The organism is Rhizobium sp. SU303 (genome assembly GCF_021052345.1).
Lineage (GTDB): Bacteria > Pseudomonadota > Alphaproteobacteria > Rhizobiales > Rhizobiaceae > Rhizobium > Rhizobium laguerreae.
The window spans coordinates 250,871-272,631 of sequence record NZ_CP088098.1 but is presented as its reverse complement, the minus strand read 5'-3'; the positions used below and the strand labels follow the sequence as shown (position 1 = coordinate 272,631).

Sequence of the window (21,761 nt, the reverse complement as noted above, 5' to 3'; positions counted from 1 at the left end):
GAGAGTTCAGCCGAAGCTGGTCAAATAGGCCGCCGTCACCGAATGGTCCGGGTCGAGGCCGTAGAGGATGGCATGCCGGTCAAGGCAGGTGCAGGGATGCGAGATGCCGTACTCGATGACGTCGCCGACCGCGATGTCGCTGCCGTCGGCAAGTGCGACGAAGGCGTGCTGATCGTTGAGGCGGAAAACGTCGGCGCCCGCGAGATCGGCGAGATACGCACCATTGCGATAGAGCGCCAACGGCCGCGGCAGGCCTTGGTCCATCGCCACGTCGCGCATGCCCATGCCGCAGATCGCCAGCCGCGGTTCCGGCCGGGAGAGGACCTCGGCCCAGACCCGCAGCGCCGGACGGAAACCCGCAGCCGCCGAAACCGTCTCGCCGCCAATGCGGAAACCGCCACGTGCATCGAGGCCGGCAAGGCCGCGCTCGTAGATACCGTGATCGTGGAAGAAGATCGCGCCGCTGCGCAGCACCAGCCGGCAGGCGGGATCGGCCGCAACGGCAGCTGAAAGCCTGGCAATGACAAGGTCGAAAAAGACCGAACCGCCGGCCGTCACGAGGAGCGGCCGCTCCTTGCCGATGCGCGCGCGCAGCTTCGGCAAGAAATCCGATGTCACCGCCATCAGCGCGTCGATGCGACGCATCGTCTCGTCCGCATCGGCGGTCGCGGCTGCCCCCTCATAGGCGGCGATGCCGGTCAGCCGCAGGGTCGGCGTCTCCGCGGCAAGGATCGCGTCGAGAATTGCCTCGGCGGCGCCGCCGCTGCGGGCACCGGCACGGCCGGCACCGAACTCCACCAGCAGGCCGAGCGGCGGCAGATCGACACGCTGCTGCCAGGCGGAGCGAAGAGCCTCGGTGAGCGCGGTCGAATCCACGAAGACATGAAGTTCCGCGTCGGGATAGTGGCCAAGCAGGGCCGCGAGCCGGCAGGCGGCGGCAGCTCCGCCGATCTCGTTGGCAAGGATCAGCCGGCGCTGCCCCGCCTTCAGCAGAACGGCGGCCTGGCGGATATCGGCGACCGTCGTGCCCCAGGCGCCTGCCGCCAGAAGTGCCTCCGCCAGCGCCGTCGACATCGGTGTCTTGGCATGCGGGGCGATATCGGCGCCGTGGCTCTTCACATAGGCCATCATCAGTTCGACATTGCCGGTGAAAGCCTGCCGGTCGAGCGAGATCAGCGGCAGGGCCATCCTGCCGTCATAGGGCTTCCATCCCTGCTTGCCGATTGCATCCAGCGGGAGCGGCGGATTGCCCGGCGGAAAGCCGCGCACCCGCTCGTCGATCAGCACATTTTCCGTCGCGGTATGAAGGTCAGACATGGCAGCCACTCCTGATCTCAGCCGGATCGGCGATACCGAGGCGATAGGTTTCATTGGCGGTGGCAAAGAACAGGGCGCGCTGCTCATCGAGAGACAGCTGCGAGGCGATTGTGCGGAAAACCTGGTAGACCTCGTCGAAAGAAGCATGCAGGCCCGCGACCGGAAAGTCGCTCGCGAACATGGCGCGCGCCGGACCGAAACAATCGAGGCAATGCTCGATCACTGGCCGCAGGCTTTCGAGCGTCCACGCATTGTCGTAGGCGACGAGGTCGGAGATCTTCAGGCGCATGTTCTGCTCATTGCCGAGCGCCCGCAGACCACGGCGCCAGAGCGCCATGCCGTCCTCCGTCCGGTCGGCCGGGCTGCCGCCGTGGTTGAGCACAAATAGCGTTTCCGGAAAAGCCCGCACAAGCTCGCGCGCCTCGCCCATCTGCCAGGGATAAAGCATCAGGTCGAAGACCAGTCCGAGCCGAGTGGCTTGGGCCAGCCCCGCCCGCCAGGCGGGATCGCCCATGCGGTTCGGGCGCGGAGCAAAACTCTTGGCCGCGTCCGGATGCCAGCTCAGAATATCGCGGATGCCGACGACATTCGGGTTTGCCGCTTCCGCCTCAAGCAGGCGCAAGGCGTCCGGCCCGTCGAGGGGCACGCGTGCGATATAACGGTGCGCCACGCCGGAGCTGCGGTCGAGGCCATCCAGCCAGCGGCTCTCTTCCAGCGGGTACGCAACGGACCAGCCGGCCTCCACATGCACGGTTGCAATCACGTTCTGGCGAGCAGCATCGGCGCGATAATCGTCGATGCCGTAGTCGCGCAGGATCGGCGCTAAACTGCCGAAAACCATCTCCTCGCCGGATGCGCGCGCCTTCTGCAGCCAGGGATGGCGTTGCAGGCTGAGATCCCAGAGGTGGTGGTGCGGGTCGATCACCGGCCCGTCATAGAGCTCCGTCATTGGCGCGCCTCGCGGCCGGAAACCAGCAAAAGGGCAAGGATCAGCGTGCCGAACATGATAGACCGCCAGCCGGGCGAGGCGTTGACGACAGTGATCAGCGCGGTCGTCGTGACGAGCAGGATTGCCCCGGGAATGGTCCCGGCGTAGGTGCCGCGGCCGCCGAGGATGGAGGTGCCGCCGAGCACGACGGCAGCGATCGAGGTCAAAAGATAGGGGTCGCCGATGCCGACATAGCCTTGCCGGTTCATGCCGAGCACGAGAATGCCGGCAAGCCCTGCGAAAAAGCCCGACAGAGAGTGGACGATCAGCGTATTGCGCGTGACGCTGACGCCGGAAAGCCGGGCCGCCAGCGGATTCGCTCCAAGGGCCAGGAAACGGGCACCGATCGGCATGCGGTGGACGAGCAGCAGGACGACGATCGAGACGACGAGCCACAGAATGATGCCTGAGGGAATGCCGAGCGGCCGCGCCTGCCCGAGAAGAATGACGGCCGGGTTGCTGACGGTGACCGCGCTGCCGCCGGCGACGATGACGAGCAGCCCCTGCAGGAAGGTCGCCATGGCAAGCGTCATGATGATCGGCGGCACGCGAAGATAGGCAGCACCGGCGCCGTTCATCAGGCCGATGCCGGTGGCGATGGCAAGGGCCGCCGCGATGCCGGCGAGGCCGGTCGGATCCCAGGCGGGCGAGATCAGCGGCAGCAGGATCGCCGTGACTGTTATGACCGCGCCGACGGAAAGATCGATGCCGCCCATCAGGATGACGAGCGTCTGGCCGGCAGCGGCAATGCCGATCACCGCGGCGAGTTCGAGCAGGTAGCGCAGGTGGCCATAGGCGCCGAAACCACGCAGTGTGAGGCTTGCGACGATCCAGACGAGCGCGACCAGAAGGAAGGTCAGCAGCGGCGGATTGCGGAACGCGGACCTGATGATGTTCATCGCCTTGCCCTCCAAGCCCCAAGAAGTTCCGGCACGGCGACCGCGCCGACGATGATCAATCCTTGAGCGACATATTGGGCGACCGGCGGAAAGCCCAGGAAGAACATGACGTTGATCATCACCGAGAGCAGCAGGCTGCCGCAGATCGCGCCGCGCATCGTGCCCTTGCCGCCGAGGAAACCCACGCCACCTAGCACGGCAGCGGCAATCGAGTTCAGCGTGAAGGGCGTGCCGATGACGGGATCCCCCGAGCCGGTCTGCGCAGCGACGAAGAGACCGGTCAGGGCGGCGAGGAGGCCGGACAGGGCGAAGGCTGCGACCTTCACACGTTCGACCGGGACACCGGAGCGGAAGGCGCCGACCGGATTGTCGCCGGCCGCGTAGATGCCGAGGCCGAGCGGTGTTGCCAGGAAGATCTTCCAGAGCGCCAGGATCAGGACGAGCAGCAGGAAGGCGATGGGCGTGTGGCCGGCCAGCGTCGTCGACAGCCAACCGGGAATGAACCCGCCCGGCCGCGGCAGCAGGATGAGCGCGACCCCGCCGATGATGAAGGAGCCGGCAAGCGTGACGATGATCGCAGGCAATCTCAGATAGGTGACGATGGCGCCGATGGCGGCGCCGATCGAAAGGCCGGCGAGGGAGACCGCAAGAATGCCGCCCGGTACGCCGAGCGCCCCTTGCATCGTCGTCGCGGCGATCACGGCTCCAAGACTGACGAGCGGGCCGATCGCCAGCGTGATGCCGCCGTTCAGCATGAGCAAAGCCTGCGCCATGGTGACGAGCGCCAGCGGGAACCAGTTCTGCGTGAACTTGGAGAAGCCGCCGATCGAAAGGATGCCGGGAAAAAGCAGCGCATAGAGGATGAGAAAGGCAGCGACAACCAGATAAAGGCCGGCGAGGCCGCGGTTGCGGCGGAGCTGGATTGCGCCGTAGAGCCGGGATGACGAACTTGTGCTCATGCCGCCTCTCCCTGCGTCGTGGTGGTGATGCCCATGGCCGCGCCGACGATCGCTCCTTCGCTGATTTCATCCTGCGACAGCACCGCGGCGACGCGCCCCTCGCGCAGAACCACGACGCGGTCGCAGAGATGCACGAGCTCCGGCGTATCGGAACTGGCCAGAATGACGAGCCGCCCCTCGGCGGCGAAGGCGCGGAGCATGAGGTAGATTTCCCGCTTGGTCTCGATGTCGACGCCGCGCGTCGGATCGTTGAGGAGCAGAACGGCGGGATCGAGCGGCAGCCATTTGGCGAGCGCCACCTTCTGCTGATTACCGCCGGAAAGCGCCTGCACCGGGCGGGCCGTGTCGCCCTTGATCGTCAGCCGACGCGCGAGATCGGCGACTAGGCCGATTTCCGCCGGCCGGTCGCGTAAGCCCTTGCCGGCGAGCCGTCCGAGCGACGGCAGGATGAGATTGGACGCGATGGAATGCGGCAGCACTAGCCCCTCATGCTTGCGGTCGGCAGGGACATAGACGATGCCGGCGGCATTCGCCTCGCCGACATCAGCGGGCAGGGCGGGTTTGCCGGATACTTCCGCTCTAGACGCCGCCGCCGGAATCGCGCCGTAGAGGCCGAGCAACAGATCTTCCTGCCCCTGTCCCACGAGGCCACCGATGCCGACGATTTCGCCGGCGCGGGCGGAGAAGCCGACGTCACGCACCATGCCGGCGGAAAAACCTTCGACGCTGATGCGCATCGGGCCGGGCGCTGCTGCCAGGCGCGGCGGGAACAGGTCGCCGGTCTCCCTGCCGACCATCAGGCGCACTAGGCCTTCGCCGTCGATGCCGGAGAGCGACTGGTCGGCGGTGACCAGGCCGTCCTTCAGCACTGTGACATGCGAACACAGCGCCTGCACCTCGTTGAGGCGGTGGGAAATATAGAGAAGTGCCGTCCCGCGGTCCCTCAGCGTCTCGATCAGGCGGGCAAGGATGCCGGCTTCGTGCGCGGAAAGCGATGAGGTCGGCTCGTCCAGAATGAGCACACGCGGCTTGCGGAACAGCGCCTTGGCGATCTCCACCATCTGACGGCGGCCAAGTGCCAGATCGGCGACCGGCATGTCGAGAGGCTCGGTGAGCCCGACCATATCGCAGACGTCTTCCACGCCACGATGAAGCGCTTTGTAATCGATCAGACCGAACCGGCGCGGAAAGGCGCCGAGCCCAATATTTTCGGCAATCGAGAGACTGGTCGTGAGGCTCAGCTCCTGCTGAACGACGGCAATACCGGCACCGCGCGCAGCCGCCGGGCTGAAGCGCTCGACCGGCTTGCCGTCGACGAGGATGGAACCGCCGTCCGGCTGGAGAGCTCCGGACAGGAGGTTGATCAGCGTGGATTTGCCGGCGCCGTTTTCGCCGAGCAGGGCATGAACCCTGCCCGGCAGAAGGGCAATATCGACGCCCTTCAAAACGGGATTGCCGAAAAATCCTCTGAACACCTGCCGGGCTTTCAGCAGAGGTCTTTCTTCCGTCATGACGGCTTTCCTCAACCCGGGATTACTTGGTGGCAAGCAGCTTGTCGAAGAGCGCCTTGTCGTAGTCCGAGTAGATATAGCCGTCAGCCGGGAACTTGTCGGCCCGGTCGAGGTAGCTGCCGATCGTGCTGTCGTCGATGACAGGCAGCGGCACCTTGACGAAGGCCGGAACGTCCTTGCCTTCCAGCGCCTGCACGGCGGTGTAAACGGAAAGCGCGCCGAGCCAGTTGGGCTGCATGGTGGCCCAGCCCTTGAGGCCCTTCTCCTTCCAGAGCTCCAGGAACTGCCTTGCGTTTTCGCCTGTGGTCGGCACCTGGTCGCGGCCCTGGCGCTCGAAGGCCAGCACCGAGCCGGCCGACAGCGCGCCGCCGAGCGACAGCACGCCGTCGATTTCGGGATTGGCGAAGAGCAGGCTGGTCATCGCTTCCTGTGCCGGCGCGACGTTATATTCCGTGTTCGTCTCGGTGATCACCTGGAGACCTGGATTGGCATCGAGGACCGGCTGGGCGCCCTTGCGGCGGTCATCGCTCACCGAAATGCCGGCCGGGCCGTTCATGATAATGATCTTGCCCTTGCCGCCGAGCTGGCTGACCATCCACTTGGCAGCGGTCGCGCCCCATTCATTGGAATCGGTGTTGATCTTCGCCGTCACCTTGTCGGTGTTAACAAGGCTGTCGAAGTTCACGACGGCGATGCCCTTGTCGCAGGCATCGGATATGACGCGGTCGAGCGCGTTGGAGGAACCGGCGATCACGACGATGGCGTCGACATTGGCGTCGATCATCGACTGGATATGCTGGATCTGCGTCTGGGCATTGCCCTGCGCGTCCGTGATCATCAGATCCTTCACCAGGCCCGCCTTCTTCAGCTCCTCCACTTCAGCCGTGATGGTGCCTTCGGTCTGCTTCATCCAGGTCGGCACCGAATAGATGTTCGCCCAGCCGATTGTATAGGGCGACTTCCTGTCACCCTTGATGCAATTGGCGGCGGCCGATGCCGTGCCGGCCGAAAAGACGAGGAGTGCCACAGCAGCGGCAGCACCCGCGAGAAGGTGGCGGCGTAGCGAAGCGGAAATGCCGTTTTCAAGATTCTTCATGTCGATCCCCTTTTTTGTGTGCGGCAGCGTTGACGGCTTGCCATCCGTGTCCAATATATCGTACATGTGATCTATATATTGGACGAGGTGATCTTATGCCGATTTTTCTACCTCGCAAGAGGGGTGGGAAAATTTCATTCGCGACGAATGACGGGATCGATTGACAGATGCCGGAGTCGGCTTGAAAAGCTTGGCCGGACAAAAAAGGGATCGATAGCGATGGATGCAGTTCAGGACGAAGCAGCCGGCAAACGCGCCCGAGGGCTCGACCGCGCCTTCGAGATCCTCGATTTCCTGCGCCAGAAACGACAGGCTCTGAAGCCGAATGAAATCGCCGCGCAGATCGACGCGCCGCGCTCATCGGTTTACGAACTCGTCAACCTGCTGCTACAGAATGGCATCCTGGAATTCACCGGCGGCGAGGGGCGTGTCTATCTCGGCCGCAAACTGTATTTCCTCGGCGCAGCCTATGAGAACCATTTCGATTTTACCCGCGAATGCGAGGCGACGCTGGAACAGCTTGCCGACGAGACGCGGGAGACGGCGCAGTTCTGCATGCTGGATGGAAACAGATACACGGTCGTTCGCATGCGCGAAGGCGCACGCCCCTTCCGCATTTCGACGGATGTCGGACAGTCGGTGCCGATCCCGTGGACGGCGTCAGGCCGCCTGCTCGTCGCGCATCTGTCGGATCAGGAAATCCTGAACTTCATTCCGCCGCAGGATTTCCGCCTGCCGAACGGCGAATGGCTCGAGCCGCAAACCTTCGTCGCCGAGGTCCGCCAGGCCGAGCGTGAAGGTCTCTTCACCTTCAACAGCATCGTCGACAGCTTCACCCACTGTTTTGCCGTACCGGTGCGGGGCGAGGAAGGCCATGCAGCCGCAACGCTCTGCCTCGTCACGCCGCGCGACGATGGTATCGCCAACCGGGACCGCTACCTCGATTGCCTGAAGAAGGCCGCCGCCGGCCTCGACCACGCCCCGACCCGGCCGAAACGGGGCTGAGCGCCCTGCATCTTTCAGAAATCAGGGTGATGGCGCCGAAGCTGATCGAGCTTCTTCTTGAGCTCCAGAAGACGGCGCCGAAAGGCGGATGAAAGCGCTCGCGAGGTCACTCAATTCACCGAGAGGATCAATAAAGCCCGAGAATTGCGATTGCCGGTAGCAGCCTCACTCTCGGCTAATTCAGCGCAACAGCGTCTTCCTCAGGCGATGGATATGGGCCGCGCCGATGCCGCAGCAGCCGCCGATGATCGTCGCACCGGCTTCGGCCCAGGAGCAGGCAAAGCGCGAATAGGTGTCGTCATTCAAGTCGTCGCGCGTGTCGTGCAGGCCTTCATTGGCGGCTGCTTCGCCTGTTTCCCCTTCGAAGGCATTGGCATAGACCCCGACTTCGATGGGAGCATCCATCTTTCGGAAGACTCGCGCCGCGGTTTCCACCGCCGCCTGCATCACCTCGGGCTTGCTGCAGTTGAACAGGAAGGCTTCGGCGCCCGATGACACCGCCCAGGATGCCGCGTCCTCCACGCTTTCGCCGGAACGAAGCTTCGGCTCGCCGCCCTTGATCGCGGCCTCGTCGTCCGCCAAGGTGAAGGAAATCCAAAGCGGCTTGCCCGATGCCGCAACCGCCTTGCGGACGGCCTCGCCTTCGGCGATCAGGCTCAGCGTCTCGCCGAGCCATATATCGACAAAGGGCGCGAGGTTTTCGACAAGCACTCCGAGATAGTCCTGCACCCGCAAAGGTTCGAAGTTCTGCGGCTCGTAGGAGCCGAAGATCGGCGGCAACGAACCAGCGACCAACGCCTTCCTGTCGGTAGCGGCATCGGCAGCGTCGCGCGCCAGGCGACCGGCAAGACGGATCAGCGCCGGTCCCTCCGTCCAAAAGCGTTCTTCGCCGATGTGAAAAGGCACGAGCGCATAGCTGTTCGTCGTAATGATCTGGGCGCCGGCGGCGATGAATTCCTGGTGTACCTCTCGCACGATGTCAGGCGAATTCATCAGCGCCAGCGCCGACCATTCGGGCTGCTTCAGTTCGGCGCCCAGCCGCAGAAGTTCGCGGCTCATGCCGCCGTCGAGAATTCGCGTGGTGCTCATGAGGTAATCTCCATTCAGGCTGTCGCGCCGTCCTCGGCTGCGGGCTTTCAAAACAAAGTAGCGGGCTTCGTCGGCCTAGCGGCGAACCGGCACCTGCGCTTCGAGACTTCGGAAGACGCGGGCGATCACGGCGGTCAGGGCGAGATAGAAGAAGGTGACGACCAGCAGCGGTTCATAGACGAGCAGCGTGTCCTGCCGAACCTTGTTTGCCACGGCGTAGAGATCCATCACGGTCACCGTAAATGCGAGCGGCGTCGCCTTGAGCTGCATGACGATCTCTCCTGCAATCGTCGGCAGGGCGATGCGAATGGCGCGCGGCAGCCAGATGCGGCGTATCAGCATCCAGGGTGACAGACCGAAGGCCCGGCCCGCTTCGAGCTCGCCCTTGGGAACGGCGAGCAGCGCGCCGCGCAACACCTCCGCCTCATAGGCTGCGTAGTTCAAGGTAAAACTGACGGCGGCGAAGAAGAAGCCCTCGCGCAGGATCGGCCAAAACAAGCTCTGGCGGATGCCGGGGACCATCGGCAGCAGCGAACCCACCCCGTAGTAGAGAAGCCATAGCTGTATCAGCAGCGGCGTGCCGCGGAAGAAGGTGCAGTAGCTCCGCGCGAGGATCCGGGTCAGCTTGCCGCCGCTGACCTGCGCGAAGGCGAGGCCAATGGCGAGGACGAAGCCGAACACCACGGAGATTACCAGCAGGCAAACAGTCTGCCAGGCGCCGGTCAGAAGCAGCGGCCAGTAGGAAGAGATCCAGGTGAAATTCATAGGGCGCTTTCTTCAGGCAAGGCGCGGCTGCCCCCGCCGTACCCGTCCCTCGATCAGTTTGAAGACGACGTTGGAAACGAGCGTGATGGCGAGATAGAGAAGGGCCGAAGCAAGGAAAAAGACGAAGTAATGCTTGGTGCTTGCCCCGGCAAGACGGGTGGCGAGCGCCAGTTCCTGGTAGCCGACGACCGCGACCAGGGCGCTGTCCTTGGTCACCGACATCCACAGATTGGCAAGTCCCGGCAGCGCGTTCGGCAAAAGCGCCGGCAGCAGGACGCGGCGGAACCTCAGCACCGGCCCCATGCCGAAGGCCTTGGCGGCCTCGATCTGGCCGACGGGAATGGCGAGGATCGCGCCGCGCAGCACTTCCGTCATGTAGGCACCCTGGACGAAGCCCAGCACGGCGACGGCCGCGACGAAGCCGTTCACATTGACCGGTGGCAACTCCAACGCGGCGAGCAGCCGGTTGAGTCCATCGGTGCCGGCATAATAGAGTCCGACGATCAGGATCAGCTCGGGAACGGCGCGGATCAGCGTGGTATAGAGATCGAGCAGCAGGCGCAGCATGCGATTGCCCGAGAGCTTCCCAAGCGCGCCGCCAGTGCCCAGCAGCAAGCCGATCGTAAAGGCGCAAGCCGAGATGGCGACCGTGGAGACCGCACCTGCCAAAAGGACGCCGCCCCATCCCGGAGGATAGGGAGACAGCAGGTCCAGAATACCTTGTTGCGCAGTCGCCATCGTTCCGGCTGCTTACTTTGCGCCGTAGATATCGAAAGCGAAGTATTTCTTGTTGATGGCGTCATACTGGCCGTTGGCGCGAACCGCTGAGATCGCCGCGTTCAGCTTGGCCTTCAGCTCAGTGTCTTCCTTGCGCAAGCCGCCCGAAACACCGGCTCCGAGAATCTCCTTGTCATCGGCGACGTCGCCCATCTTGGCGCAGCAATCCTTGCCGCCATCGCTTTTGAGGAAAGCGTCAAGCGCCAGTGAATCGCCGAAGACATAGTCAATACGGCCGGAGGCGAGATCCTGGAACGCCTCGTCGAGCGTCTGATAGGTCTTTTCCTCGGCAACCTCGGCAAAGTACTTCTTGTAATATTCCGACTGGATCGTCGACACCTGGATGCCGATGGTCTTGCCCTTCACTTCCTCGACGGTGGCGCCCGGCTTCTGGTCCTTGGGGCCGATCAAGGTGCTCGGCGTGTTGTAATATTTGTCGGTGAAGTCGATCACCTTCGAGCGTTCCGCGGTGTTCGACATCGACGACCAGATCACGTCGAACTTCTTGCTCTGGAGGGCCGGAATGAGACCATCCCAGGAAATCTCGACGATCGAGCATTTCTCCTTCATCTCCTCGCACACGGCGTTCATCAGGTCGATCTCCCATCCCTGCCATTGGCCGGAGGCGTCCTTGGCGAAGAAGGGCGGATAGGATTCGTTCATGACGCCGAAGCGGACTTCGGCCTGTGCGGTGACGGCGGAAAGCACGAGTGCCGCGCCGGCGAAAAGCGTGGGGAGCAGTTTCATTCGCAGGATTCTCCTGGTTTGTGTTGTCGATGATAGGGTGCGCATCAGTGGGCGCTGAGACCGGTGAATTCCCGGCAGCGAGCGCTGACGGGCGCCCCGAATATCTGCTCCGGCGGGCCTTCTTCCTCGATCCCTCCCTGATGCAAGAACAGAACACGGCTCGAGACATCTCGCGCGAAGCGCATTTCATGTGTGACGATCAGCATGGTCCGGCCTTCTTCCGCGAGATCGCGGATGACCTTCAGCACCTCGCCGACCAGCTCCGGATCAAGTGCCGAAGTCGGTTCGTCGAACAGCATCACGGCCGGGTCTACGCAGAGGGCTCTCGCAATCGCCGCGCGTTGCTGCTGACCGCCGGAGAGAAAAGCGGGATAGGCGTCGCGTTTATCGAAGAGCCCGACCTTGTGGAGCAGGGCCTCGGCCTTTTCGATGGCCTCGCGCCGCGGAATACCCATGACGTGCACGGGCGCCTCGATGACGTTTTCCAGCACCGTCCGATGGGCCCAGAGATTGAAGCTCTGGAAGACCATCCCGAGCCCGGTCCGTATCCGTTCGATCTGCCGCCAGCTGCGCGGCTGCAGCCGGCCGCCCCGCCCCATCTTCAGCGCGATCTCCTCGCCGTTCACGGCGATGCGGCCACGATCGGGCGTTTCCAAGAAATTGATGCATCTGAGAAAAGTGCTCTTGCCGGAGCCCGACGAGCCGATGATAGAAATCACATCGGACTTCTCGGCCTGTGTCGAGATACCCTTGAGAACCTGTTGCGAGCCGAAGCTTTTATGGAGATCTTCGACGCGAAGAGCAGGAAAGGGTTGATCTGGCATGCATGGTTCCGGGTGAATTGAGTTTGCGAAGGATAATGATAAAATAACGCGGTTTTTTCGCGCAGTTTTCATCTATTCTGCATATTTTATGCAAAATAATCTTCTTCGTGCGGCAAGTACGACAGAATGCGCGAGTTGCTGCGGAGAGAACTAGGATTGGACAATGGAACAGCTGGATCGTTTTGACCGTGACATTCTCGATATCGTTCAGCGCGACTGCCAGCTGAAAGCCGAAACGATTGCCGAACGGATCGGACTCTCGGTCTCGGCCGTGCAGAGGCGGTTGAAGCGGTTGCGCGAGGAAGGGATCATCAGGGCGGAGGTGGCCGTCGTCGACCGCAAGGCGACGGGGACAGCAATGGTGTTCATCGTCGGAATGGAGATCGAGCGGGACAATTACGACGCGCTGGCGAAGTTCCGCCTGTGGGCGGAGAAGCAGGATCACATCCAGCAGGTCTATTATGTCACCGGTGCGGTCGATCTGATCGCGATCGTCACCGCCCGCGACGTCGAGCATTATGACGATATCGCTGCCCTGATCATGGCTGACAATCCGCAGATCCGCCGCATGCACACGAATGTGGTGCTGCGGGACGTCAAGCTCGGCCTGTTCGTGCCCCTGGACTAGCGCGCGCGATGCCCCGCCGGCAGTGGTTCCGACTGCCACGGATCGGGCGCCGACAAGCCGCTGGACTCGCTTTTGACAAAGGGCATAATTCCCGGCGCAAATTCTCGGGAGGAATGATCGTTGACGCTACGACACCAGATCATCGCATTGGCGATCGTACCGCTCGTCATTTCGATCCTTGCGATCACCACCTTCATCACATGGCAATCGGCAAACCTCGCCAAGAACAGCATCGATACGTTCGAGCAGAACATGCTGAAGACCAAGGAAGCCGAGATCCTCAATCTGACCAACCTTGCCCTGTCCGCCATCCAGACGATCTATGACAATGCCGGTCCCGACGACGGGGCCGCCAAGAAGCAGGTGGCGGCGATCCTTACCTCGCTCGACTACGGCAAGGACGGATATTTCTTCGTCTACGATTACGATGGCAACAACATCGTCCATCCGCGCCAGAGTTTCCGCCATGGGCATAACTGGCTCGACCTTACCGACCCGGATGGCGACAAGGTCATTGCCGAACTGATCGCCACCGCAAGAGCGGGCGGGGGCCTGCATCAGTACAAATGGCAGAAACCATCGACCGGACAGATCGCCGACAAGCTCTCCTTCGTCGTCAGCCTCGACAAATGGCACTGGGTCGTCGGCACCGGCGTCTATCTGGATGACGTCTTTGCCCAAAGTGCCGCCGCCAATGCCGGAATGCGCGCCAACATAAAACGGACCTTCATCATCGTCGCACTGATCGCCGTGCCTTCGGTGCTTGTCGTTTTCACCACCTGTATGCTGCTGACGTTCCACGAGCGCCGCATGGCCGACGGCCGGCTCAAGCAGCTGACGCAGCGGGTTATCGATACCCAGGAAGAAGAGCGCGCGCGGCTTGCCCGCGAGTTGCACGACGGCATTTCCCAGAATCTCGTCGGCGTGCGCTATGCGATGGATCTTGCCGGCCGCAAGGTCAGGACCAATGTCGACGATGCGGCGCTGACGATCGACCGCGGTGTCGAGGCGCTGAACGGCGCCATCAAGGAAATCAGACGGCTGTCGCACGATCTGCGCCCGCGCGTGCTCGACGATCTCGGCCTGACGGCGGCGCTCGAGGCACTCTGCTATCATTTTGCCGAGCGGACGGGGATCGAGACGAAGATCGATGCCTCGGGGCTCACCGACACGCTGAAGGCCGAAGCGAACACCGCGCTTTATCGTGTCGCACAGGAAGCGTTCAACAATGTCGAGCGCCACTCGGGCGCCTCCAAGCTCGCAGTCAAGCTCTGGAGCGACGGCGGCCGAGCCCGCATGACGATCACCGACAACGGTACCGGCTTCGACGGCATCAAGGACGGCGTCTCCGGCAGATCGGGTCTCGGCCTGCGCAACATGCAGGAGCGGATGGCCCACTTCCGCGGCCTGTTGCTTATCAACAGCAGCGAGGCCGGCACGACGCTGACGGCGATGCTGCCGAAATCAGCCAATCGTCCCGCCGATCGGCAGGCAGAAGCTGCATGACGGAACGCCCGAAAATCAGGGTGCTCTTGATCGACAATCATCCGCTGGTGCTGGACGGGTTGAAGGCCGTGCTCGAAACATTCGACCATATCGAAGTTGCCGGTACGGCCGGGCTCGCGCAAACGGGACTCGAGATCGGCCGGCAGGTCCTGCCGCAGGTCGTGTTGATGGACATCAACATGCCGAAGCTGAGCGGCATCGATGCGATCGAATTGTTCAGGAACGAACTTCCCCAGGCGCGGGTCGTGATGCTCTCCATGCATGACAGCCGCGAGTATATTTCCTCCTCGGTCATGCATGGCGCTGCCGGTTACATCCTGAAGGACGTTTCGACCGACGAGATCGTCTCGGCCATCGAGATCGTGGCGGGCGGAGGGACATATTTCTCGTCCGGCGTCTTCGACGCGCTGATGGGCGAACGCGCCGAGGAGGGCAGCGATCCTCTGACGCCGCGCGAACGCGACATTCTCGGGCTGATCGTCGCAGGCAGAAGCAACAAGGAGATCGCCGAAACGCTCGGGATCACCCCCGCCACGACGGAAACGCATCGCAAGAACCTCAAGAAGAAGCTCGGCATCGCCACCACGGCGGGCCTCATCCGCTATGCGCTCGATCATGGCATCGTCTCGAAAGCCGGGTAAATCGCGTCTACCCACTTCTGGGTAGGCCTCGGCATTTCACCGCCGCCTCGATCTTGCGAGCTTAAAATCGGCGCCATAGGACTCCATCCACGGCTGGCCGAGTGCGAGCCGTTGGGAGGAATTCACATGCGTTACATCAGCTTCCGATCGGTCGGAAAACCTCGAGCGACCCGAGCCGGGCCTGCCGCGTCCGCCGGCTGAAAGACCTGCCTTCCACGCCGACAACTGGAACATGGCGCCCGCCGCCCGCGGCGCCTGAAAGGTATCCCGACATGGAAAAACCACGTAGCAAGGCAGCGCTCTGGCTGCTTGTCATTCCCTATCTAGGTCTGCTCTGGCCGCCATTCTACAATGTCCGCGAGCCATCTCTTTTCGGCTTTCCCTTTTTCTATTGGTATCAGCTTCTCTGGGTGCCGATCACCGCAGCGCTGACCTGGATCGCCTATCGGAGCACTCGCCATGACGACTGACATCAACGGCACGGCGCTTGCCGTCTTCATCTTCTTTTTCGTTTTGGTCACGGTCATGGGCTTCGTCGCCAGCCGCTGGCGCAAGCCCGAGACACTGGCTCATATCGATGAATGGGGCCTCGGCGGACGCAACTTCGGCACCTGGATCACCTGGTTCCTCGTCGGCGGCGATTTCTATACCGCTTACACCGTGATCGCCGTCCCGGCGCTCGTCTATACCGTGGGAGCCTACGGCTTCTTTGCGCTGCCCTACACCATCGTCGTCTATCCCTTCGTCTTCATGGTCATGCCTGTGCTGTGGAAACGCGCCAAGGATTTCGGCTATGTGACGGCTGGCGACGTCGTCCACGGCCAATACGGATCGCGCGGTCTCGAACTCGCCGTGGCGGCAACCGGCGTCATCGCCACCATGCCCTACATCGCCCTCCAACTCGTCGGCATGACGGCGGTGCTGAAGGCGCTCGGGCTGCATGGCGAACTGCCGCTGGCAATCGCCTTTATCGTGCTGGCGCTCTACACCTATTCCGCGGGCCTGCGCGCCCCGGCGCTGATCGCCTTCGTCAAGGACATCATGATCTATATCGTCGTGATCGCGGCGGTTGCCCTGATCCCGTCGAAACTCGGAGGCTACGCCAATGTCTTCGCCTCGGCCGATGCGGCCTTCCAGGCCAAGGGGTCCGGCAACCTGCTGCTCGGCGGCAACCAGTATGTCGCCTATGCCACACTCGCTTTGGGTTCGGCACTCGCGGCTTTCATGTATCCGCATACGCTGACCGGCATCTTTGCCTCCAACAGCGGCAAGACGATCCGCAAGAATGCGATCATGTTGCCCGCCTATACGCTACTGCTCGGCCTTCTGGCGCTGCTCGGCTATATGGGGCATGCCGCCAACCTGAAGCTCGACAGCGCCAACGACGTTGTTCCGACGCTGTTCAAGACGCTGTTTTCGGGCTGGTTCTCCGGCTTCGCCTTTGCGGCGATCGCCATCGGCGCCCTGGTGCCGGCAGCGGTGATGAGCATCGGCGCCGCCAATCTCTTCACCCGCAATTTCTGGAAAGCCTATGTCGATCCTGACGTCAGCGACGCGGGCGAGGCCAAGGTCGCAAAGGTCACCTCGCTCGTCGTGAAGGTCGGGGCGCTGCTCGTCATCATCTTCCTGCCGACGCAATTCGCCCTCGACCTGCAGCTGCTCGGCGGCATCTGGATCCTGCAGACGCTTCCGGCGCTGGTCTTCGGCCTGTACACCAACTGGTTCCGAGCCCCCGGTCTGCTTGCCGGCTGGTTCGTCGGCTTCGGGGGGGGTACTTTCCTTGTCTGGGATGCCGGTTGGAAGCCTCTGCATCTGATCAGCCTCGGCGGCGAACCCTTCACCGTCTATACCGGACTGCTGGCGCTTGCCGCCAACATCGCCGTTGCGGTCGTGGTCAACGCCCTGCTTCCGGCCAAGGCTCCGGTCCGGGCCTAGAGCATGGTGCCGAAAAGTGTGAGCGGCTTTCGGACAACATCATGCTCTTTGGGCCGAAAATGCGAAGGGCAGCAAACGCTGCCCTTCGCAAAATTATGCCGCTTTGGCGTTCCTGCATAAGCTGGAGAGAGATCAGAGCGACTTAAAACTCTTCCCAATCGCCGGACACTGCCGCATTCCCGTTCGTCTGGAACGACTTACCCACTTTGGCAATCATTTGGCGCGCAGGCGAGGGCGCCGGTTGAGCATGCGGCGCCGCGGCAGCGGGCTGCGATGCGCGCTTCGGTGCCACCACTCCGCCAATGTTGAACTGGCCCAGAAGCTGGAACAGCGCGTCGGCTTCCTTGGCGAGGTTGTGGGCGGCCGCTGTGGCTTCTTCCACCATGGCGGCGTTCTGCTGCGTCCCCTGATCCATCCTGTTGACGGCGGTATTGATTTCTTTCAGTCCCGTCGCCTGCTCTTGCGAAGCGCCGACGATGGCCCCCACATTGCCGTCGACCTGCTGCACCTGCTCGGCAATCTCCTTCAGCGCCTTTCCGGTCTCGCCAACCAGGGCCACACCGCTTTTGACGTGGCCGTTCGAAGCGTTGATGAGTTCCTTGATTTCCTTGGCCGCCTTGGCGGAACGTTGCGCCAATTCACGCACTTCCTGAGCCACGACCGCAAAGCCCTTGCCAGCCTCACCGGCACGTGCGGCTTCGACACCGGCATTGAGCGCCAGCAGGTTGGTCTGGAAGGCGATTTCATCGATGACACCGATGATGCTGCCGATTTCGGTGGCGGAGGATTCGATCTTGCCCATGGCGTCGACCGCGTCCCGAACGACGCTGCCCGAGCGCTCGGCACTGTCCTTCGTCTTGCGAACGAGCTGGCCGGCTTCCTGAGCCTTGTTGCTCGAGTCGGCAACGGTGGTCGTAATTTCTTCCAGGGCAGCGGCGGTTTCCTCGACCGAGGCTGCCTGCTGTTCCGTCCGCTTGGCGAGATCGTCCGAGGCGGAGCGGATCTCCTGTGCACCGGCGGCGATGGCGCTGGCGTTCTGGGCAACCTTCTGCATGGCGGCACGGAGCTTTTCGACCGCAGAATTGAAGTCGGCGCGGAGTTTTTCCAGAGACGGAATGAACGGAGTGCCGATCTGCTGTGTGAGGTCGCCGTCAGCCAGCGCCTGCAATGCATCGCCAAGCTGGCCGACAGCCTGGTCCGTCTGCTCGGCAAGCGTGCGGCGTTCATTGGCATCCTGCTCGAGCCGATGCCGCTCCGACACGGCTCTCTTCGCCTCCGCGTCGGCTTCCCGTTCCGCCTTTGCCGAAATTGCGTCGCGCAGCCCGGCCACGGCCCGTGCGAGCTTGCCGATCTCATCGCCTCGCGCTTCGAGGCGGCGATCGCCATCAAGATTGCCGTCGGCCATCGCTTTCAGCGAAAGCTGAAGTTTTGCCAGCGGGCCGACGATCGTGCGTGCGGTCACGGCGGCGGCAACCAGTGAAAGAACAGCCGCAATGCCAAGCGCGGTCAGGGCGAATGGCTTGAAGCCGCTTGCCATGCTGCGAACCTCGCCGCCGATCGATTTGTTCAGCGCTTCCTGATAGTCGATGAATTTGTTGATGGCGCCGAGCCAGGCAACGAAGGCCGGCCGAGCCTGTTCGAGCAGAATTTTGCGGGCGGCCTCGCCGTCGCCCTTCTCCTGCAGCGCAATGATCTGGGCGACCAATGGATTGGTCTTCGCCTGAATGTCTGCAATCTCGCTGAGGATGGTCTTTTCCTGTTCCGTCGCACCGGCCGGAGATGCAACCATATCCGCCATGCGCTTTTCATTCTCGGCGTAAGACGCGGCCAGCTTCTCGATCAATGCCTCGGCCGTCTTCCGTTCATCGGGAGACGTCACCAGAGTGACGTCGCGGATGGCGATCGCCCGATCGTGCACGCTGCCACGGTAGTTGATGGCAAACCGCTGCTTCACGCTGTTGACGTCGTTGATCGCTCCAAGTTTATCGTTGATCTGCGCAACTTCTTCCGTCGAATAGATGGTCAAGCCTACCATCAGCAAGAGGAGAACGCCGAAGCCAAGCGCCAAGCGCGCCACAACCCCGAAACTCATGATATTCTTCATATGCACTCTCCCCCGCGGTGAGCTTTGTTCGAAGGATGTCTCGGCAGCGGACGGGCACCCTGTGCCCGGAATCGCGCTTGAGATACGGGACATCCGTCAAAGCAATAAAAGCCGATTTCATGCGAAATTCGGGTGCCTGGCCCGCCATCATGGCGGAGGTGACAATTCTCAAGAACGTCGCCCCGATACCTAAAAAATTAGAGTAATATATTTTAGAGAGTGTAAACGGAGCCGACGGAGCAAGCTATAGCGCTCTATCTGGATAGCATTTGCGCTTTTCGGATGGACAATTTGACGAGCGCGCTCCCGATGGTTGCGAAATCTCTTACCTCGCCCAAACAACAAGGTTCCGCGGCTTGCCCGCGAACTGCGCGACGCTCTGAACGGGCTCGCCAATCGGCATGAATTGCAGCGGCGGCACCGGAGCGCCGCTGCTCCGGCTTCAGCCGCGCAGCAGCGGAAGAAGCTGATCGCCCTGCCGTTTGATTTCGGAGAGATAGGGCGTGTCGGACAGCACGAAGTGGGTGACGCCGAGATCCTGGTATTTGCGCAGCGAGCGGGCGACGTCTTCCGCCGAACCGACCAGCCAGGTGGTGCCGGCGCCGCCGCCGCCGAATTTGCCCGGGGCGGTATAGAGGTTGTCGTCGAGGACTTCGCCGCGCTCATGCAGATCGAGCAGCCGCTGCTGGCCGACGGCGAGCGCCCGTTGGTGATCATTCCAGCCGCTGCCCTTGCTTCTGGCCATCTCGGCGACCTTCGCCTCGGCATCGGTCCAGGCCTGTTCCGTGGTGTCGCGGACCAGCGTCGTGATCCGCAGGCCGAACTGCAGCGGTGGGAGGTCGCGGTCCAGTTCCCGGCTCAACGCCTTGAGCCGCGCGATCCGTTCGCGGACACCGTCGAGGGGCTCGCCCCAGAAGAGCTGGACATCGGCCTCGGTGGCGGCCACCCGCTCGGCCGCTTCCGAAGCGCCGCCAAAATAGAATTTGGGGTGCCGACGGTCGCCGCGGACCTGGATGCGCGGCACCACGGTGGATTCAGCGACGCGGAAGTTCTCGCCTGCCGAGGTGACGTTTTCTTCGGTCCATAATCTGCGGACCAGCCGCATGAACTCCTTGGTCCTAGCGTAGCGATGCGCTTGATCGCCCTCACTGTCGCCGTAGGCGGGCAGGTTATCCTTGCCCGACACGATGTTGATCCGCACGCGGCCGCCCGTCAGATGGTCCAGTGTCGCCGCCGCGGAAGCGAAATTCGCCGGTCGCCAATAGCCTGGACGGATCGCAATGAGCGGTTCGAAGGTGGTGGTTCGGGCGGCGAGCGAGGCCGCGACGGTAAACGTGTCGGGGCGGCCCCAACCGGTACCGATGAGCGCGCCCTTCCAGCCATGTTCCTCCAGCGCCCTTGCGTGGCTGGTCAGCGTATCCAGGCTGTTGTGGTTCTCGACGGCGGAATCGCCGCGATGACCGGCTTTGACGTCGTTCGGAATATACCAGAGAAATTCGGAGTTATTGCTCATGCGATGCTGCGGTTCTGTGTGTGATTGGAACAAAACGAGGGGGAGGGAAGCCCCCTCAAGAGATCATACGGCCGCCTGCACCTGCTGCTGCCCCGCCTGAACCACAAAGCCATTCGGCGGGCGTTGGAGGCCAAGGTTCTCCCGCAGCGTCGTGCCTTCGTATTCGTGCCGGAACAGACCGCGCTTGCGCAGGATCGGCACGACCTGATCGACGAAATCGGTCAAGGCGGTGGGGAGGATCGGCGGCATGATGTTGAAGGCGTCGGCCGCACCATTCTCGAACCAGCTCTGCATCGCATCGGCGATCTGCTCGGGCGTTCCCACAACCGTCCGATGGCCACGAGCGGTGGCGACCGCCAGATAGAACTGGCGCAGCGTCAGATTGTTGCGCGAGACCAGATCGGAAACCAGCTTGAGGCGGCTTTTGTTGAGTTCGGTATTTTCAGGCAGGGGAGGGGCGGGATCGTCCAGCGAGTAGCCGGAAAGGTCGATGCCCTTGTAGTGGCGGGCAAGGATATTCCAGGCGATGGAGGGATGAACCAGTGATTGGATATGGTCGTAATTCGCCTGGGCTTCCGCTTCTGTCCCGCCGAGAACAGGGAATATGCCGGGACTGATCAGCAGTTCGTCCGGCCGGCGTCCGTAGCGGGCGAGCCGCCCTTTGACGTCGGTATAGAATTCCTGCGCATCCTCGAAGGTCTGGTTGGCGGTAAAGATCATCTCGGCCGTGCGGGCGGCAAGTTCGCGCCCCGGTTCCGATGCCCCGGCCTGCACGATGACAGGATAGCCCTGAACCGGACGGCCGACGTTGAGCGGACCGGCCACCGAGAAGAACTTGCCCTTGTGATCGACGAGATGCACCTTGTCGGGGTCGAGATAGACGCCGCTTTCCTTGTCGCGGATGAAGGCGTCGTCCTCATAAGAATCCCATAGGCCCTTCACCAGGTCGACGAATTCCTCGGCCCGCTCATAACGATCGGCATGGGCAGGATGGCCTGCGATTGAAAAATTCTTCGAAACATCCGCGCCCGTCGTGACGACGTTCCATGCGGCGCGGCCCTTGGAGATATAGTCGAGCGACGCGAACCTGCGGGCGAGAAGGTAGGGGTCCTCGTAGGTCGTCGATGCCGTGGCGACGAAGCCGATATGTTTGGTCACCTGGGAAAGGGCGGCCCAAAGCGTAAGAGGCTCGAAATGCGCGCCCTGGGCTGTGCGGCGAAGCGCCTCCGGGTCCTTGGCGCGGTCCCATCCCGCCGGGCTGTCGGCGACGAAGACGAGATCGAATTTGCCGCGTTCGGCGGTCTGCGCGAGTTCGCGGTAGTGATCGATATTGAGGCCGGCATCGGCCTGCGCCTCCGGATGGCGCCAGGCGGCGATATGATGGCCGGTCGCCATGATGAATGCGCCAAGCCGCATTTGCCGTTTCGATGTGCTCATTGGCTTATCCTCATCAAATT

20 protein-coding genes and 1 pseudogene are annotated in these 21,761 nt (G+C 62.7%); 7 read left to right on the top strand and 14 right to left on the bottom strand.

Going from position 1 to position 21,761, the window contains the following annotated elements:
* Nucleotides 1–6: 6 nt before the first annotated feature.
* Genes RlegSU303_RS32700 through RlegSU303_RS32675 form a run of 6 tightly spaced genes read right to left on the bottom strand, consistent with a single transcriptional unit; the run spans nucleotide 7 to nucleotide 6,770 of the window.
* On the bottom strand, nucleotides 7–1,317 hold the full coding sequence (locus tag RlegSU303_RS32700) for an alanine racemase (protein WP_017958223.1): 1,311 nt from the start codon (nucleotides 1,315–1,317) through the stop codon (nucleotides 7–9).
* Nucleotides 1,310–2,266, bottom strand: a complete 957-nt coding sequence (locus RlegSU303_RS32695; RefSeq protein WP_017958222.1) for an amidohydrolase family protein — start codon at nucleotides 2,264–2,266, stop codon at nucleotides 1,310–1,312. The genes RlegSU303_RS32700 and RlegSU303_RS32695 overlap by 8 nt, the downstream gene beginning before the upstream one ends.
* On the bottom strand, nucleotides 2,263–3,204 hold the full coding sequence (locus RlegSU303_RS32690; RefSeq protein WP_017958221.1) for an ABC transporter permease: 942 nt from the start codon (nucleotides 3,202–3,204) through the stop codon (nucleotides 2,263–2,265). Before RlegSU303_RS32690 ends, RlegSU303_RS32695 begins: the two co-directional genes overlap by 4 nt.
* Complete coding sequence (locus tag RlegSU303_RS32685) at nucleotides 3,201–4,163, bottom strand: ABC transporter permease (RefSeq protein WP_017958220.1); 963 nt, start codon at nucleotides 4,161–4,163, stop codon at nucleotides 3,201–3,203. The genes RlegSU303_RS32690 and RlegSU303_RS32685 overlap by 4 nt, the downstream gene beginning before the upstream one ends.
* Entirely contained in the window at nucleotides 4,160–5,674 is a 1,515-nt protein-coding gene (locus RlegSU303_RS32680) for a sugar ABC transporter ATP-binding protein (protein WP_017958219.1), read from the bottom strand. The genes RlegSU303_RS32685 and RlegSU303_RS32680 overlap by 4 nt, the downstream gene beginning before the upstream one ends.
* Before the next feature lie 22 nt (nucleotides 5,675–5,696).
* Entirely contained in the window at nucleotides 5,697–6,770 is a 1,074-nt protein-coding gene (locus RlegSU303_RS32675) for an ABC transporter substrate-binding protein (RefSeq protein WP_026158415.1), read from the bottom strand.
* Nucleotides 6,771–6,989: 219 nt separating this feature from the next.
* Between RlegSU303_RS32675 and RlegSU303_RS32670 the strand changes: the two genes are divergently transcribed.
* Nucleotides 6,990–7,775 carry an IclR family transcriptional regulator gene (locus tag RlegSU303_RS32670; RefSeq protein WP_231284077.1) on the top strand — a complete coding sequence of 262 codons (786 nt, stop codon included), beginning with the start codon at nucleotides 6,990–6,992 and terminating at the stop codon, nucleotides 7,773–7,775.
* A pseudogene (locus RlegSU303_RS32665) lies at nucleotides 7,763–7,867 on the top strand (MarR family winged helix-turn-helix transcriptional regulator); the annotation flags it as partial. The gene RlegSU303_RS32670 and the pseudogene RlegSU303_RS32665, both read left to right, overlap by 13 nt.
* 88 nt (nucleotides 7,868–7,955) lie before the next feature.
* Here RlegSU303_RS32665 and RlegSU303_RS32660 read toward each other — a convergent pair.
* The 5 genes from RlegSU303_RS32660 to RlegSU303_RS32640 all read right to left on the bottom strand — a co-directional run bounded on the left by RlegSU303_RS32660 (nucleotide 7,956) and on the right by RlegSU303_RS32640 (nucleotide 11,977).
* Nucleotides 7,956–8,864, bottom strand: coding sequence for a homocysteine S-methyltransferase family protein (locus RlegSU303_RS32660; RefSeq protein WP_017958216.1), 909 nt, complete (start codon nucleotides 8,862–8,864; stop codon nucleotides 7,956–7,958).
* Nucleotides 8,865–8,939: 75 nt separating this feature from the next.
* The gene (locus RlegSU303_RS32655) at nucleotides 8,940–9,629 is read right to left on the bottom strand and encodes an ABC transporter permease (protein WP_017958215.1); all 690 of its coding nucleotides are present in this window, start codon (nucleotides 9,627–9,629) and stop codon (nucleotides 8,940–8,942) included.
* A 12-nt stretch (nucleotides 9,630–9,641) separates the two neighbouring features.
* Nucleotides 9,642–10,367, bottom strand: coding sequence for an ABC transporter permease (locus tag RlegSU303_RS32650; protein WP_017958214.1), 726 nt, complete (start codon nucleotides 10,365–10,367; stop codon nucleotides 9,642–9,644).
* Nucleotides 10,368–10,379: 12 nt separating this feature from the next.
* Nucleotides 10,380–11,153: a transporter substrate-binding domain-containing protein gene (locus RlegSU303_RS32645; RefSeq protein ID WP_017958213.1), complete on the bottom strand. Its 774-nt coding sequence runs from the start codon at nucleotides 11,151–11,153 to the stop codon at nucleotides 10,380–10,382.
* A 44-nt stretch (nucleotides 11,154–11,197) separates the two neighbouring features.
* A complete protein-coding gene (locus RlegSU303_RS32640; protein ID WP_020485943.1) occupies nucleotides 11,198–11,977 on the bottom strand; it encodes an ABC transporter ATP-binding protein in 780 nt (259 codons plus the stop codon).
* A 163-nt stretch (nucleotides 11,978–12,140) separates the two neighbouring features.
* Between RlegSU303_RS32640 and RlegSU303_RS32635 the strand changes: the two genes are divergently transcribed.
* The 5 genes from RlegSU303_RS32635 to mctP all read left to right on the top strand — a co-directional run bounded on the left by RlegSU303_RS32635 (nucleotide 12,141) and on the right by mctP (nucleotide 16,687).
* Nucleotides 12,141–12,605 (top strand): Lrp/AsnC family transcriptional regulator, encoded by a 465-nt coding sequence (locus RlegSU303_RS32635; protein WP_011654432.1) that lies wholly within the window; start codon nucleotides 12,141–12,143, stop codon nucleotides 12,603–12,605.
* Between the two features lie 120 nt (nucleotides 12,606–12,725).
* Nucleotides 12,726–14,111 (top strand): sensor histidine kinase MctS, encoded by a 1,386-nt coding sequence (mctS, locus tag RlegSU303_RS32630; protein ID WP_017958211.1) that lies wholly within the window; start codon nucleotides 12,726–12,728, stop codon nucleotides 14,109–14,111.
* Nucleotides 14,108–14,752, top strand: a complete 645-nt coding sequence (gene mctR, locus RlegSU303_RS32625) for a two-component system response regulator MctR (RefSeq protein ID WP_017958210.1) — start codon at nucleotides 14,108–14,110, stop codon at nucleotides 14,750–14,752. The genes mctS and mctR overlap by 4 nt, the downstream gene beginning before the upstream one ends.
* A 272-nt stretch (nucleotides 14,753–15,024) precedes the next feature.
* Entirely contained in the window at nucleotides 15,025–15,222 is a 198-nt protein-coding gene (locus tag RlegSU303_RS32620; RefSeq protein WP_003555492.1) for a DUF3311 domain-containing protein, read from the top strand.
* Entirely contained in the window at nucleotides 15,212–16,687 is a 1,476-nt protein-coding gene (gene mctP, locus RlegSU303_RS32615; RefSeq protein ID WP_094088855.1) for a sodium:solute symporter family monocarboxylate transporter, read from the top strand. Before RlegSU303_RS32620 ends, mctP begins: the two co-directional genes overlap by 11 nt.
* 142 nt (nucleotides 16,688–16,829) lie before the next feature.
* On the opposite strand, the gene RlegSU303_RS32610 is transcribed toward mctP, so the two are convergent.
* The 3 genes from RlegSU303_RS32610 to RlegSU303_RS32600 form a co-directional block, all read right to left on the bottom strand.
* A complete protein-coding gene (locus tag RlegSU303_RS32610; RefSeq protein ID WP_017958208.1) occupies nucleotides 16,830–18,791 on the bottom strand; it encodes a methyl-accepting chemotaxis protein in 1,962 nt (653 codons plus the stop codon).
* Between the two features lie 442 nt (nucleotides 18,792–19,233).
* Nucleotides 19,234–20,304, bottom strand: a complete 1,071-nt coding sequence (locus tag RlegSU303_RS32605) for an LLM class flavin-dependent oxidoreductase (protein WP_231284075.1) — start codon at nucleotides 20,302–20,304, stop codon at nucleotides 19,234–19,236.
* Nucleotides 20,305–20,367: 63 nt separating this feature from the next.
* A complete protein-coding gene (locus RlegSU303_RS32600) occupies nucleotides 20,368–21,741 on the bottom strand; it encodes an LLM class flavin-dependent oxidoreductase (RefSeq protein WP_231284073.1) in 1,374 nt (457 codons plus the stop codon).
* Nucleotides 21,742–21,761 lie beyond the last annotated feature (20 nt).

Excerpts from the sequence above, each read along its gene's own strand:
- mctR (WP_017958210.1), top strand. The coding sequence starts at position 14,108 with ATGACGGAACGCCCGAAAATCAGGGTGCTCTTGATCGACAATCATCCG.
- RlegSU303_RS32600 (WP_231284073.1), bottom strand. The coding sequence starts at position 21,741 with ATGAGCACATCGAAACGGCAAATGCGGCTTGGCGCATTCATCATGGCG.
- RlegSU303_RS32695 (WP_017958222.1), bottom strand. The coding sequence starts at position 2,266 with ATGACGGAGCTCTATGACGGGCCGGTGATCGACCCGCACCACCACCTC.
- RlegSU303_RS32620 (WP_003555492.1), top strand. The coding sequence starts at position 15,025 with ATGGAAAAACCACGTAGCAAGGCAGCGCTCTGGCTGCTTGTCATTCCC.
- RlegSU303_RS32605 (WP_231284075.1), bottom strand. The coding sequence starts at position 20,304 with ATGAGCAATAACTCCGAATTTCTCTGGTATATTCCGAACGACGTCAAA.
- RlegSU303_RS32655 (WP_017958215.1), bottom strand. The coding sequence starts at position 9,629 with ATGAATTTCACCTGGATCTCTTCCTACTGGCCGCTGCTTCTGACCGGC.
- RlegSU303_RS32670 (WP_231284077.1), top strand. The coding sequence starts at position 6,990 with ATGGATGCAGTTCAGGACGAAGCAGCCGGCAAACGCGCCCGAGGGCTC.
- RlegSU303_RS32700 (WP_017958223.1), bottom strand. The coding sequence starts at position 1,317 with ATGTCTGACCTTCATACCGCGACGGAAAATGTGCTGATCGACGAGCGG.
- RlegSU303_RS32640 (WP_020485943.1), bottom strand. The coding sequence starts at position 11,977 with ATGCCAGATCAACCCTTTCCTGCTCTTCGCGTCGAAGATCTCCATAAA.
- RlegSU303_RS32650 (WP_017958214.1), bottom strand. The coding sequence starts at position 10,367 with ATGGCGACTGCGCAACAAGGTATTCTGGACCTGCTGTCTCCCTATCCT.
- RlegSU303_RS32660 (WP_017958216.1), bottom strand. The coding sequence starts at position 8,864 with ATGAGCACCACGCGAATTCTCGACGGCGGCATGAGCCGCGAACTTCTG.
- RlegSU303_RS32690 (WP_017958221.1), bottom strand. The coding sequence starts at position 3,204 with ATGAACATCATCAGGTCCGCGTTCCGCAATCCGCCGCTGCTGACCTTC.
- RlegSU303_RS32685 (WP_017958220.1), bottom strand. The coding sequence starts at position 4,163 with ATGAGCACAAGTTCGTCATCCCGGCTCTACGGCGCAATCCAGCTCCGC.
- RlegSU303_RS32680 (WP_017958219.1), bottom strand. The coding sequence starts at position 5,674 with ATGACGGAAGAAAGACCTCTGCTGAAAGCCCGGCAGGTGTTCAGAGGA.
- RlegSU303_RS32635 (WP_011654432.1), top strand. The coding sequence starts at position 12,141 with ATGGAACAGCTGGATCGTTTTGACCGTGACATTCTCGATATCGTTCAG.
- RlegSU303_RS32610 (WP_017958208.1), bottom strand. The coding sequence starts at position 18,791 with ATGAAGAATATCATGAGTTTCGGGGTTGTGGCGCGCTTGGCGCTTGGC.
- RlegSU303_RS32645 (WP_017958213.1), bottom strand. The coding sequence starts at position 11,153 with ATGAAACTGCTCCCCACGCTTTTCGCCGGCGCGGCACTCGTGCTTTCC.
- mctP (WP_094088855.1), top strand. The coding sequence starts at position 15,212 with ATGACGACTGACATCAACGGCACGGCGCTTGCCGTCTTCATCTTCTTT.
- RlegSU303_RS32675 (WP_026158415.1), bottom strand. The coding sequence starts at position 6,770 with ATGAAGAATCTTGAAAACGGCATTTCCGCTTCGCTACGCCGCCACCTT.